General features: G+C 63.7%; 11 protein-coding genes. 1 reads left to right on the top strand and 10 read right to left on the bottom strand.

Translation table 11 applies throughout. The features are described from left to right. Positions 1–24 precede the first annotated feature (24 nt). The gene (locus ACP7DD_RS07245; protein ID WP_426174042.1) at positions 25–462 is read right to left on the bottom strand and encodes a hypothetical protein; all 438 of its coding nucleotides are present in this window, start codon (positions 460–462) and stop codon (positions 25–27) included. Between the two features lie 333 nt (positions 463–795). Here ACP7DD_RS07245 and ACP7DD_RS07240 point away from each other — a divergent pair, with 333 nt between their 5' ends. Beyond that, positions 796–1128 (top strand): hypothetical protein, encoded by a 333-nt coding sequence (locus ACP7DD_RS07240; RefSeq protein WP_426174041.1) that lies wholly within the window; start codon positions 796–798, stop codon positions 1126–1128. Here ACP7DD_RS07240 and epsA read toward each other — a convergent pair. The 9 genes from epsA to wecB all read right to left on the bottom strand — a co-directional run bounded on the left by epsA (position 1088) and on the right by wecB (position 12337). Further along, positions 1088–1945 carry an XrtB/PEP-CTERM-associated transcriptional regulator EpsA gene (gene epsA / locus ACP7DD_RS07235; protein WP_426174040.1) on the bottom strand — a complete coding sequence of 286 codons (858 nt, stop codon included), beginning with the start codon at positions 1943–1945 and terminating at the stop codon, positions 1088–1090. The genes ACP7DD_RS07240 and epsA overlap by 41 nt on opposite strands. 12 nt (positions 1946–1957) lie before the next feature. Continuing rightward, on the bottom strand, positions 1958–2680 hold the full coding sequence (phoB, locus tag ACP7DD_RS07230; protein ID WP_426174039.1) for a phosphate regulon transcriptional regulator PhoB: 723 nt from the start codon (positions 2678–2680) through the stop codon (positions 1958–1960). 278 nt (positions 2681–2958) lie between these two features. Next, on the bottom strand, positions 2959–3582 hold the full coding sequence (locus ACP7DD_RS07225; RefSeq protein ID WP_426174038.1) for an NF038129 family PEP-CTERM protein: 624 nt from the start codon (positions 3580–3582) through the stop codon (positions 2959–2961). Positions 3583–3597: 15 nt separating this feature from the next. Continuing rightward, positions 3598–6612 carry an ExeM/NucH family extracellular endonuclease gene (locus ACP7DD_RS07220; RefSeq protein ID WP_426174037.1) on the bottom strand — a complete coding sequence of 1005 codons (3015 nt, stop codon included), beginning with the start codon at positions 6610–6612 and terminating at the stop codon, positions 3598–3600. A 228-nt stretch (positions 6613–6840) separates the two neighbouring features. Then, entirely contained in the window at positions 6841–8259 is a 1419-nt protein-coding gene (locus ACP7DD_RS07215) for a mannose-1-phosphate guanylyltransferase/mannose-6-phosphate isomerase (RefSeq protein WP_426174036.1), read from the bottom strand. Next, entirely contained in the window at positions 8256–9419 is a 1164-nt protein-coding gene (locus tag ACP7DD_RS07210) for a sugar phosphate nucleotidyltransferase (protein WP_426174035.1), read from the bottom strand. The genes ACP7DD_RS07215 and ACP7DD_RS07210 overlap by 4 nt, the downstream gene beginning before the upstream one ends. 18 nt (positions 9420–9437) lie before the next feature. Then, positions 9438–10439, bottom strand: coding sequence for a UDP-glucose 4-epimerase GalE (galE, locus tag ACP7DD_RS07205; RefSeq protein ID WP_426174034.1), 1002 nt, complete (start codon positions 10437–10439; stop codon positions 9438–9440). A 41-nt stretch (positions 10440–10480) separates the two neighbouring features. Further along, on the bottom strand, positions 10481–11203 hold the full coding sequence (locus tag ACP7DD_RS07200) for a WecB/TagA/CpsF family glycosyltransferase (protein ID WP_426174033.1): 723 nt from the start codon (positions 11201–11203) through the stop codon (positions 10481–10483). A 27-nt stretch (positions 11204–11230) separates the two neighbouring features. Further along, entirely contained in the window at positions 11231–12337 is a 1107-nt protein-coding gene (wecB, locus tag ACP7DD_RS07195; RefSeq protein WP_426174032.1) for a non-hydrolyzing UDP-N-acetylglucosamine 2-epimerase, read from the bottom strand. Between the last annotated feature and the right edge of the window lie 257 nt (positions 12338–12594).

Below are 12594 nucleotides of genomic sequence, written 5' to 3'. Positions count from 1 at the left end.
CGTGCCAGGCCAGGCAAGATCACTTCAGGATGCGTCGGCTGGCTGGGCGCCGAGACCACGAGGCCGCAACATGCATCGCCCTGCCTGACAGGTGGCCCCGGGGTTGGTCTCGATCTGGCAGGTCGAATTCATGTCGTTGCGCATGTTTTCTTCCCTGCGGGCGGCGGCATGCCGCGCCACCAGCGCACCCAGCTGTTTCTCGTCGGTGCGCTTGCTCGACCACGCGATAAAGCCGTCCGGGCCGCCGCAAGGCCGGGCGCCGACCGGCATGCTGTGGCATTGCTGGGGTCCATCGCAGGCAGCATCGCCCAGTTGTGCGTCGATGCGGGCGCGCAATTCTGCAACGGCGCCCTGTTGGCCGGGCGCACTTGCAGTGGCGGCAGGCGGCGGCGGTGACACCGATGATGTGGCACTGCTGCATGCCGCGCAGGCGAGCAGAAAAATCAGGGAAAGATGTCTCATCGACACATCATCGCGTGACGTGGAGACGCGGTCAAGCGCGATTTGAATGACGCGATCTCGGCAATTGTGCTCGGTGCAAAAACTTATCGCAGAACACTGCGAATTCAAGGTCAACCCGGCAGTACGACGTGTTGTTGTGGGGAAATTGTTACAAATCAGTGTTCAGTATTCCATGTAACTTAGTTCCTACAATAAGCGACTACCTCGCTGATCGTGTCGCTAACTTCTGTTCAACATCTCGCTTCCTGGCTTCCTAATCAAAAAATGATTGGCGAATGGAAAAATTCTTCAATACAATTGTTCTCCATTAAGGACGATCTTGAAGACCCCGCCATGACATCTTTGAACATTCGATCATTGCTTGCTGTTGCCGCGCTGGCCGTGCTGGCCGCATGTGGCGGCAGCTCGACCCCGCAGCAAGCAGGCTTCACCAGCACCGCGTCGCTGATCGGTCATAGCGCTGCCCCAGTCGCCGACTGCGAAGCGGAAGGCTGCAACCAGCCGCGCATCGTCGACGGCCTGGCCGAACAGTACCGCTTCAGCGCGGTGCAGCAGCCGCAGCCGCAGCATGAAGAACCGGTCGAGCCGACAACTTCCACTGAGCCGCTGGCAGACGTTGCCGTCGCTAGCGAGGCAGCGCCCGCCGCGCCCGGCCAGGCGCTGTAAGAAGGCGCTCGGCGGTGCCGTTGGCCGCGGCACCGGTGCCGGCGGACCGTTCGAACAAGTGCAGCGACATGCAGCGCGACAAAGCGTGGGTGCGGTTGCTCACTCCCAGCGTGCGGTAGATGCGCTGCAGGTGGTTCTTGACCGTCAAGGCACTGATGCCGAGAATGCAGCCCACTTCGTAGTTGCTCTTGCCTTCCCTCACCCAGCCAAGAATCTCCGTTTCACGCGCGCTCAGCGGGCGCGCGATGGTGTCGGCCGCGTCCAGCGCGGCATCGCGCACGCCCGACTCCGACAGCCGCAGCAGCGCCAGGTGCAGGTGCGGCAGCAGCAGTGCAAGAAAATACGCATGCCGCGCCGATGGCGGCGTTTCCCAGCCGCATAGCGCAAACAGCGTGGCCGCGCCCGCCAACCGGCCGCTGCCATGCACGACCAGATTGTCGAAGCCGGCCAGCTGCAGCTCGCGGCGGAACAGCTCGAGCGTGGCGTCGCCGGCGCGGCGCCCGCCGCCGGTCAGCGCCGGCAGCCGGTCGCTGGCACGGCAATGGCGCGCCAGCCGCAGCGCCAGGCCGTCGGCCGGATCGCACAACTGGCGCTGCACCGCCTCGCCCAGCACGCCCGCGTGCAGGCATTCGAGCCGCACCAGCGTGTCGGCGCCGTCGAACTGCATGCACAGCATCAACTGGTGCGGCAGCAAGGCCTGCAACTGTCCCTGGGTCCACAGATAGAATTGGCGCAAGTCGCGCACCTGCACCGACGCTTCGATTGCCCGCAGCAGGTATTCCTGCTCGAACTTGCTGAGGATGACGACGGGGTCCAAGCTGGCTCAGGCTCAGGCGGCGCTTTGCCAGCCCAGCTTGACGCGCGCGTCCCACGCGACGAAGCGGTAGCCGCTGCCGCGCACCGTTTCGATGTGCTCCTGGTGGCCGCTGGCCTGCAAGGCGCTGCGCAAGCGGCCGACGTGGGCGTCGACGGTGCGTTCGCCCAGGAAGGCGTCGCTGCCCCACACTTTGTCGAGCAGCTGGGAGCGGGTGTGCACGCGCTCCGGGTGGTGCATCAGGAAGTTCAGCAGCCGAAATTCAACCCGCCCCAGGCTCAGCTGCTGGGCGCCGGCGGTGACGCGGTGCGTGCTCGGGTCGAGCCGCAGGCCGGCCATCTGTACCGTGTCGACCGCCGCATGCGGCGCGCGCCGGCGCAGCAAGGCGTGGATGCGGGCAATCATTTCTCGCGGGCTGAACGGCTTGGTGATGTAGTCGTCGGCGCCCGATTCGAGCGCGAGCACCTTGTCCTGCTCGCCGCCGCGCGCCGACACCATGATGATCGGCACGTCGCGCGCGCGCGGATGGGCGCGCAGGCGGCGGATCAGCGCGATGCCGTTCTGGCCGGCCAGGTCCCATTCGAGCAGCACCATTTCCGGCAGCGCGTCTTCGAGCGACTCGAGCGCCGCCTCGGCATCCGGCACGCACGTGACCCGGTGGCCGGCGCGGTTCAGGTTCAACCCGATCAGCTGCTGAATGGCGGGCTCGGCTTCGACGACGAGAATGTATGCTGACATGACGCAAACCTTGGCAAAAATATATTTACTGACAATACTGTGTGTGTTTCGACAACAATAATTCACTATGCACCAAGACTGCGTCGTTTGACAATACGATTTTGTTTGGCGATTCAGAGCTTTACCAAATAAATACCTGCGTAGAGGCCGTCGCCATTCGAGCAGCGCTGCTCGGCAACGCAGTCCGGCAAGATTAAAAACGGGCAAAAAAAAGACACATGTGTCGTTTCCGAGCACATGTGTCCTTGACGATGCGGGCGCGCGGCCCGCGCGGCAGCTTAGGCCGTTGCGGCTTCCTCGGCCCGCGACTTGCGGCGGCGAGCGGTGAAACCGACCAGGCCGAGGCCGGTCATCATCATCAGCATCGACGATGGTTCCGGCACGGCATTGACGCCCACCAAGGTAATCGTGGCGTTGGCGAAGCCAGTCACGTCGACCACGATCGGCAGCAGCGAGGCGTTGAAATCGAAAGTGGCAAAGCCGATCAGGTCACCATTAGCACCGTTCAGGCCGAATGAGAACAGGCCGCCTTCGGTGCCAATGCGGTCAAAAAACGCACCGTCGAAGTTGAGGTCGAAGCTCAACGTATTGCCGAGTCCAGCGGCGCGCACGACGAAGTTGTCCGCGCTCAGGTTCGACAGCGTGAAGTTGCCGTTGGCGTCGACAGCAGCATCACCGGTCACGAGGAAAGCGCCAAAGTTAGAGGAAAAATTGCTTACCTTGGCAGTCAGCGGCAGCGCAGTGACCGCCGGGTTGAGCAAGAAATCGACCGAACCCGTGCCGCTCAGGCCAGTGGTGTTGAGGCTCACGTTAAAGGTCGGTCCGGCAATGGCAGCGAGCGAGCTGCCGAGCAGTGCGACTGCCAGCAGGCACTGGCTTAGGAAGGTTTTAGGATTAAACATGATGTGTCCTTATTTTTAGAAAGAGCCGGAAGAAATGGTGGCGGTGTAGGGGATTGCGCCCTTGCTTGGGTTACTGAACACGGTCGAGACCGTCAACTTGGCGCCAGCCGCGACCGATGCGGTGTTGACGGTAATGTACGGCACACCGTTGCGCATGCCCGTGGCATTGAGCAGCGTGACACCGGCCGGCAGGCCAGCGAACTCGACGTTGAACGGGCCGGTGACGGCAGCGGCCGTCGTGTTGGTCAGCGCCAGCGTGCCGGTGAACTGGTTGTTGGTGCGGTTCCACGCCATGCCGGAGCGGTATTGCGAGAAGCTGGCAGTGACGTCGGCGAACGTGCCAAGCAGGTTCAGGCTCACGAGGACCGGGTCATGGTCCGACGCGCGGTAAGCGTTGTTGGCGTACAGGTCCTGCGGCTTGTCATTGAGGTTGTAGTCGATGATTTCCGGCTCGTCCGAGTTGTTGTGCCATTCGGTGGCGCCGACGACCTGGGCATCGAGCGACGGCGACGCCAGCGCATGGTCGAGGTAGGCGCTGAGGCTGTCGAAGTTGTACGAGTAGACGATGCCGTTCGGGCGGCCGAAACGCTCCAGTTCGTTGACCATGCCGGTGCTGGTGAGCACATGGATCGGGTCTTCGAAGCCGTGGGCGTTCATGTCGCCGATGACCAGCACGTCGTCGTCGCCGGACACAGTCTTCACTTGCGGGATGAAGTAGGTCGCCAGGCGCTGCGCTTGCGCGACGCGGGTGGCATTGTGGCAAGCTTGGCCGTCGCCGAGGTCGGCGTTGGCGCCGGTGCCGCAGCTGCCCTTCGACTTGAGGTGGTTGACGATGACGGAGAACTTGCCGCCGTTGTTGTTGGCCTTGAACGTCTGCGCCAGCGGTGCGCGGTTGTTGACGCTGTCGCCATCGGACATCGGAAGTCCGACCGGGGTGACCACGTTCGGCTTGTAGATCATCGCCACGCGGATGGCATCGGTGCCGCGCGCAGGAGGCAACGCCACCGAGGCGTAGGTGGTGAAGCCGGTCTTTGCGTTCATCTGGTCGACCAGGTAGTGGACGGCGACGTTCTCGTTGTTCTGAATTTCCATCAGTCCGACGACATCGGCGTCAAGCGTCACCAGTTCGTTGACGATCTTGTCGCGCTGGCGGTTGAACTCGGCCAGGTTGTCGGCGCCGCGGCAGTTCGACGTGCTGGTGCTGGTACTGGCGGTCGGGTAGCAGCTCTGGCCGGTGGCGCCGAAGATGGTGGCGCCATTGGTGAACGTGGTGAAAAAGTTGAGCACGTTGGCGCTGGCCACGCGCACGTTGCCGGTGGCGACGGCTGGCGGGCCGGTGCGCGGGTTACGGCGCACGATTTCGACGCCGGCCACCGATGGCACCTGCAGCTTGTAGGCGTTGTCCTGGTTGCCGATCGAACCGAAGTCGACCACGCCGACGACGTTCTCGACGGTATCGCCGGCGCGCACGGTGTTGTCGGCACCGATGAACGGAATCGGGTTCGGCTGCACGAAGATGCCGTCGTCGAGCACAATCTGGTCAATCGCATTGGCCGCGGCCAGCGCGATCGCTTCCGGCGTATTCGGACGATAGCGATTGGTCGGGGTTTCGCGCCGTACCGATGCAAGCGTAATTTGGCCGTTGGTGCCGAGCGAGGCGACCGAGTTGATGACGAGCGACTGCGGGAAGCGCACCAGCATGCCCTGCACGCTGGAGAGGTCCATCGGCATACTCACGTTGGTCGGCGTAATGGCGGTGCCGGCGCCGAGGCGCACTACCGACGTCGCGTCCTTGATCTCGGTATAGCTGACCGACTGGCTGGCCGGCTTGTATTCGAACACGGTGCCGGTCACGCGCACCAGGTCGCCGACGGCAGCGCTGGTGGTCGTTCCGAACACGAGGATGCCGTCCGACGTGGTCGGGTCGCCATCGCCGTTCTGGTCCTGGATGAAGTAGCCGGTGCCGGGGAACTTGAAGGTGATCACGCCGTCGACGGTGCGCACGGTGTTGTTGTAGGCGCTAGGCGCGCCGTGGCCCTGCAGATCCATGATTTTCAGGGTTGCCGGAGCGTTCGGCTGCACCGTAACGCTGGCGCTGCACACCGCGCTCTGGTCTTCGTTGTTGACGAACGTGATGCCTAGCGCATACGTGCCAGGCGCAACGTTGGCGGCAACGCTCAGGTTGACGCTGCCGGCCTGGCCATCGCTGCCGGCGGCGGTAAAGGTGCCCAGCGTGATGCCGCTGAGCGCGCCGCTGGTGATGCTGGCGCCAGTAACGATGCTGTCTTCATCGGTGGCGCTGAGTCCGCCGGAGCCGCCGATGCCCTGCGCGACCGAGAACGCAGGGCAGCTGGCAACGATCGGCTTGTTAGCAGGCGGCGTGACGACGCCGCAGGCGGCAATGGTGCCGCTGTTGCGCGGGGCAACGGCGCCGGTGATGAAGTCAGCCGCGTTGTTGTTCTCATCGGTACAGCCGGCGGCCAGGCGGCTTGCCGACACGGTCGCACCGAGGGTACCGGTCGGCCCGCTGCCTTCGAAGCCGTCGGTGCCGGTGCCGTACCCGACCAGGTCGAGCACAGTGGCGCCGGTCGGATTGGCACCCGTCAGCAACGTCGTGTTACTCACCAGCGCCGCCTTGCCGGCGCCGCCGGCCATTGCAATTGTACCGATCTGGTCAGGCGTCGGCGTTGTGGAACCGACCGTTGCCTGGGACGCTTCGCCGACGAGGTAGTACTGGCCTGGCTGCAAGATCACCGAATTCAGGTTGGTGCGGGCCCATGACACGCCCTTGGTGGCGGCGTACTGCACCGACATGCCGCCCAGCGAAACCTCTTCGTTACTGCGATTGAACAGCTCAATGAAATCGTTGCGATAGCTTGCCCCGGCGTTGCCGCCGGCGCCGTAGACCTGGCTGATAACAACCTTCGCGCCAGAGTCGACGGCAAATGCCGGCGCGCACAGTCCCGCGAGCAAAGCTGCCAGCACAGTCAGCTGGCCGGGGGAATTAATCGATGCAACGGGCTTTTTCATTGAGCAGTCCTGGTCGGTGGAGGTTACGGATCATGTTGCAAATCTAATATTGCTGCGCAGCCGCGCAAGTTATCAAAAAGCATTGGCTATTAGCAAAATCGATATTAAGTGGACTCGGTGACACCATGATGACCAACGATTAGTCCGTTCAGCTCAATACGGCTGAGTTCGCTTGCACCGGGCCCAAAAAAAGGAGGCCGCAGCCTCCTTTTCACGATGCCAACGCCGTTACGCGCGCTGGTAGATATCCTCGAAGCGGACGATATCGTCCTCGCCCAGGTAACTGCCGGATTGCACTTCGATGATGTGCAGCGGCAGCTTGCCCGGGTTCTCCAGCCGGTGGTTCATGCCGATCGGGATGTAGGTCGACTCGTTTTCCGACAGCAGCTTGATCGACTCGCCGCACGTCACGCGGGCGGTGCCGCTGACAACGACCCAGTGCTCGGCGCGGTGATGGTGCATCTGCAGCGACAGTTTCTCGCCCGGCTTGACGGTGATGCGCTTGACCTGGAAGCGGTCGCCGGCGTCGATGCCCTCGTAGTGGCCCCACGGGCGGTACACCTTGGTGTGGTGCAGGTGCTCGGTGCGTTCGTTGAGTTTCAAATGATCGACCACCTGCTTGACGCGCTGCACGTGGTCCTTGTGCACCACCAGCACCGCGTCCGGCGTTTCGACGACGATCAAGTCCCGCACGCCGACCACGGCGACGATGCGGCTCTCGGCGCGCACCAGCGAATTGGACACGCCGTCGAGGTAGACGTCGCCGCGCTGGCTGTTGCCTTCGGCGTCGTGCTTCTGCACATCCCACAGCGCCGACCAGGAGCCGACGTCGCTCCAGCCGATATCGGCCGGCACCACCACGGCGTGCGCGGTGCGTTCCATGACCGCATAGTCGATCGAGTCGGACGGGCAGGCGTTGAAAGAATCTTCGTGCAGGCGGCAGAAATCGAGGTCGCTGTAGCCGAGGCGCACCGACGCTTCGCTGGCGGCGGCGATCTCCGGACGGAACACGGTCAGTTCGGCCAGGTAGCGCTCGGCCTTGAACAGGAACATGCCGCTGTTCCAGTAGTAGCCGCCGTCGCGCAGAAATTCCTGGGCGGTGGCGCGGTTCGGCTTTTCGACGAAGCGGTCGACCTGGTAGCAGCCGTCGGAGCCGTCGACGGCGCCGGCGCGGTGGATGTAGCCGTAGCCGGTTTCAGGGCCAGTCGGCACGATGCCGAAGGTCGCCAGCGCGCCGTCCTCGACCATCGCGGCGGCGCGCGCAACGGCGGCGGCGAAGGCGCCGCGGTGTTCGATGACATGGTCGGCCGGCAGCACCAGCATCACCGCCTGCGGATCGATGCGCATCAGGAAGTAGGCGGCGGCGGCGACCGCCGGCGCCGTGTTGCGGCCACTTGGTTCGAGCAGGATGCCGAGCGGGGCGACGCCGATTTCGCGCATCTGCTCGGCGACGAGGAAGCGGTGCTCGTTGCCGCACACCACCACCGGCGCCATCAATTCAGGCCAGTCCGCCACCCGCAGCGCCGTTTCCTGCAGCATGGTCTTGTCCGACACCAGCGGCAGCAGCTGCTTGGGCAGCACCGCGCGCGACAGTGGCCACAGGCGCGTACCGGCGCCGCCCGACAGGATGACTGGATAGATTTTCATTGGCGTTCTTTCTCTTGTTGGCTGGTAGCGGGCACGCCTTCCTTGCGGCGGCGGTTGCGACGATCGCGCGCGTTGACCCATTCTTCGGACGCATAATCGGACACGTGCTTCATTTCACCACTGCGGTCGACGCTGTAGTCCTTGAACACGATCATTTCATGCAAGCTGACGTCGGGTAACAGCCTAGTATACTCAAACAACACGCTGCGCACCACCTCGGCGCCTTCACAGATGTGGCTGCCATGGCCGATCCAGGTCGGCCCGACGATGTGCGCGCCCGCTTCGATGCGGGTGCCAGAGCCGATATACACCGGCCCCTCGATGGTGGTGCCGTCCCAGTCGATGCTCGTGTTCAGGCCCGCCCAGACGCCATCCCTGATCTGGGTGCCGGGCATGTCCATGTGCGCCACTTCGCCCGTCAGCACGTTTTGCAGCACTTCCCAGTAGTCCGACATGGTGCCGATGTCGAGCCAGTTGAACGGACGGCGCTGGGCGTAGAACGGCAGGCCACGCTCGGCCAGCAGCGGGAACAGCTCGGAGCCGATGTCGAACGGCACGCCGGCCGGAATCAGGTCGATCACTTCCGGCTCGAAGATGTAGATGCCGGTGCTGATGAAGTTCGAGCGGGCGTCGGCCTGGTCGGGCTTCTCCTGGAACTCGGTGATGCGCCCGTCGGCGTCGCTGACGACGACGCCATAGCTCGACACCTTGTCCCACGGTACTTCGCGGGTGATGACCGACGCCATCGCGCCCTTTTGCCGGTGCTCGAACAGCGCCGCCTTGAGGTCGAGGTCGATCAGGGCGTCGCCGCACAGCACGATCGTGGTCTGGTCGAAAAAGCCGCCAAACTGCTGGATCTTCTTCATGCCGCCGGCCGAGCCGATCGGCATCGGCACAACTTCGCCGTCGTCCTTGGTGTAGCCTTCGAACGAATAGCCGATGCGCACGCCGAACTGGTCGCCTTCGCCGAAATAGTCCTCGATCTTGTCGTGCAGGTAGCTGACGTTGACCATGATTTCGGTCACGCCATACTTGGCCAGGTGCTCGACCAGATAGGCCATCACCGGCTTGCCCAGCAACGGAATCATCGGTTTTGGTACATCGTACGTCAGCGGGCGCACCCGCGTGCCCTTGCCTGCCGCCAGAATCATGGCTTTCATAATCGTCCTCGTGTCGTGTTATTTTTTTGGCGTGGTCTGGTAGCGCCAGGAATCGGCGCACATCTGGGCGATGTCGCGCGTCGCCGTCCAGCCCAGCTCGGCGCTGGCGCGCGCCGGGTCGGCATAGCACTTGGCGATGTCGCCCGGGCGCCGCGCGACGATCTGGTAAGGGATCTTCTTGCCGCTGGCCTGCTCGAATGCGCGCACCATTTCCAGAACGCTGTTGCCACGCCCCGTGCCAAGATTGTACGTAACTACCCCTGCCGATGTCGCCAGCTTGTCGAGCGTCTTGACGTGGCCCAGCGCGAGGTCGACGACGTGGATGTAATCGCGCATGCCGGTGCCGTCCGGCGTCGGCCAGTCGCCGCCGTACACCGACAGCTGCTCGCGCTGGCCCGTGGCGACCTGGGCGATGAATGGCACCAGGTTGTTCGGGATGCCCTGTGGCTCTTCGCCGATCAGGCCGCTCTCGTGGGCGCCGACCGGGTTGAAGTAGCGCAGCAGCGCGATGCGCCAGGCCGGCTCGGCGCGTGAGACGTCGCGCAGCATTTCCTCGATCATCAGCTTGCTGCGGCCATAGGCATTGGTGGCCGACAGCGGGAAGTCTTCGGTAATCGGCACCGAGGCCGGGTCGCCGTACACCGTCGCCGACGAGCTGAACACGAGCGTGGTGACGCCGAACTTGGCCATCGTTTCGAACAGCACGATGCTGCCGGTGACGTTGTTGTCGTAGTAGCGCAGCGGCTGCGCGACCGATTCGCCGACCGCCTTCAGGCCGGCGAAGTGGATCACCGCGTCGATGTTGTGCATGTTGAAGGCCGCTTCGACGGCGGCGCGGTCGCGGATGTCCGCCTCGACGAAGCCGACCGGCTTGCCGGTGATCGTTTCGATGCGCTGCTGCACGCCGCGGTCGGCGTTGCTGAGGTTGTCGAGAATGACGACCTGGTGGCCGGCATTGAGCAGTTCGACGCAGGTGTGGGAACCGATGTATCCCATGCCGCCAGTAACCAGAATATCCATTCGATGAGTCGCTTTCTAAAATGTGATTGACGGCGCCGCGCTCAGCGCCGCGCCGCTTCCTTGATCAGCAGCCAGATGAAGGCCATGTCGTCGATAAAATAGCGGCGAAACATGCGCCGCGGTTCTTGCAGGAAGCGGAAGAACCATTCCAGGCCGGCTGTCTGCATCCAGCGCGGCGCGCGCCTGACCTTGCCGATGGCAACGTCGAAGGCGCCGCCGACGCCCATGGCGAACGGAATCTTCATGGCCGCCTGGTAGCGGCCGAGGAACTGCTCTTTTTTTGGCGAGCTGATCGCCACGAACAGCAGGTCGGCGCCGCTGGCGCGGATCTGCTCGACGACGCCCGCTTCTTCCTGCGCGCCGCTCCAGTAGCCGTTGCGCACGCCGGCGATGGCCAATTGCGGATACTTGCGCAGGTACGTCTGGCGCACCGCCTGCACCACGTCTTCGCGGGCGCCGAGCAGAAACACGCGCCAGCCCTTGGCGGCCGCGCGCGCCATCAGCGCCTCGAACAGGTCGACGCCGGCGACGCGCTCCTTGAGCGGTTTGCCGAGCAGGCGCGCGGCCCACACGACCGGCATGCCGTCGGCGTTGATCAGCGCGCACTCGTTGATGATGCGGCGCAGCTGTTCGTCGCGGCTGGCCTTGACGAGCTTGTCGACATTGACGACCACATGCTGGTGCGGCAGGCCGGAGCGGATGAAGCCTTCGATCGTGGCGAGCGTGTCCTCCATCGACAGATTGTCGATCGGACAGCCCATCATGGTGATCCGCTCGGCCATTTCAGTCGGTCAGGCCAGTTCGCGCGTCAGGATCTCGACGATGCGCTCGGCCGCCTTGCCGTCCCACAGGTGCGGGCGCTTGCCCTGCTTGCCTTCGCCGCGCAGCACTTTGCGCGTCTCGGCCAGGATCTTGACCGGGTCGGTGCCGACGAGCACGTTCGAGCCTTCGTCGACGGTGACCGGGCGCTCGGTGTTTTCGCGGATCGTCACGCACGGCACGCCGAGCGCGGTGGTTTCTTCCTGCAGCCCGCCGCTGTCGGTGAGCACCACCGCCGCGTCTTTCCACAGGTTCAGGAAGGCCATGTAAGCTTGCGGCCCGGCCAGCGTGATGTTGGGACCCAAGTCGATGCCAAACTTTTCCAGGTTGGCGCGGGTGCGCGGGTGCACCGGGAAAATCAGTGGCAGCTCGGCGGCGATTTCCTTCAGCGCGCCGGCGATGCGGGCAAAGTTGCCGGCTTCGTCGACGTTGCTCGGGCGGTGCAAGGTGACGACGCCGTAGCGGCCGCCATTTTCGGTCGCCGCCGCCTTGAATGCCGCGGTGTCGAAGCCGGACGTGTCGGTGCGGGTCAGCTTGTCGGCCTGGAACAGCACGTTGTCGACCATCACGTGGCCGACGTAGTGGATGGCCGAGTCGCTCTTGCCTTCGCGCTTCAGGTGGCCGACGGCCGCCGGCTCGGTGACGAAGAACCAGTCGGAGATGCTGTCGGTGACGAGGCGGTTGATTTCTTCAGGCATCGTCATGTCGCCGCTGCGCAGGCCGGCTTCGACGTGGGCGACCGGAATGTTGAGCTTTTTGGCGACGATCGAGCAGGCCAGCGTCGAATTGACATCGCCCACCACCAGCACCGCGGCCGGGCGTTCGGCGACGCACAGGTCCTCGAAGCCGATCATGATCTTGGCGGTCTGCTGGGCGTGGCTGCCGCCGCCGGCAGCCATGAACAGGTCGGGCTGGGGAATGCCGAGCTCTTCGAAGAAGACGTCGTTCATGTCGCGGTCATAATGCTGGCCGGTGTGGATGATCTTGAACGACAGCGTCTGCTGCGCCTGGAGCGCGCGTACGATCGGGGCGATCTTCATGAAGTTGGGCCTGGCGCCCGCAACCAAATAGATAAGCATTCTTTACACCTTCAGCATCAGCGTTCGTTAGAAAAACATGATTGTAATCCGGCACGCTACCGGAACCCCGTCCGATTGTGTTGTTATTTTGAGAACATCACACGGCTCCCGGTTTTCGTAGCTGCCCGAGTACCACCCTAACAGGGCGTTGAAAAAGGCATGAATACCTTCGGGTTTTATCGATGATCAGTCGAAATTTATCGATCCAAACCCGCATGCCTCCTGAGAACCAAGTTCTAGCCGCTTTTCAGGGCGAT

The sequence above is a fragment of the Massilia sp. TWR1-2-2 genome, from assembly GCF_049897565.1.
Taxonomy (GTDB): Bacteria; Pseudomonadota; Gammaproteobacteria; order Burkholderiales; family Burkholderiaceae_D; genus JAFCUW01.
This window is presented reverse-complemented; position numbering and strand designations above follow the sequence as displayed.

Coding starts and splice junctions, on each gene's coding strand:
- ACP7DD_RS07245 (WP_426174042.1), bottom strand. CDS start 462: ATGAGACATCTTTCCCTGATTTTTCTGCTCGCCTGCGCGGCATGCAGC.
- ACP7DD_RS07240 (WP_426174041.1), top strand. CDS start 796: ATGACATCTTTGAACATTCGATCATTGCTTGCTGTTGCCGCGCTGGCC.
- phoB (WP_426174039.1), bottom strand. CDS start 2,680: ATGTCAGCATACATTCTCGTCGTCGAAGCCGAGCCCGCCATTCAGCAG.
- ACP7DD_RS07225 (WP_426174038.1), bottom strand. CDS start 3,582: ATGTTTAATCCTAAAACCTTCCTAAGCCAGTGCCTGCTGGCAGTCGCA.
- ACP7DD_RS07220 (WP_426174037.1), bottom strand. CDS start 6,612: ATGAAAAAGCCCGTTGCATCGATTAATTCCCCCGGCCAGCTGACTGTG.
- ACP7DD_RS07215 (WP_426174036.1), bottom strand. CDS start 8,259: ATGAAAATCTATCCAGTCATCCTGTCGGGCGGCGCCGGTACGCGCCTG.
- ACP7DD_RS07210 (WP_426174035.1), bottom strand. CDS start 9,419: ATGAAAGCCATGATTCTGGCGGCAGGCAAGGGCACGCGGGTGCGCCCG.
- galE (WP_426174034.1), bottom strand. CDS start 10,439: ATGGATATTCTGGTTACTGGCGGCATGGGATACATCGGTTCCCACACC.
- ACP7DD_RS07200 (WP_426174033.1), bottom strand. CDS start 11,203: ATGATGGGCTGTCCGATCGACAATCTGTCGATGGAGGACACGCTCGCC.
- wecB (WP_426174032.1), bottom strand. CDS start 12,337: ATGCTTATCTATTTGGTTGCGGGCGCCAGGCCCAACTTCATGAAGATC.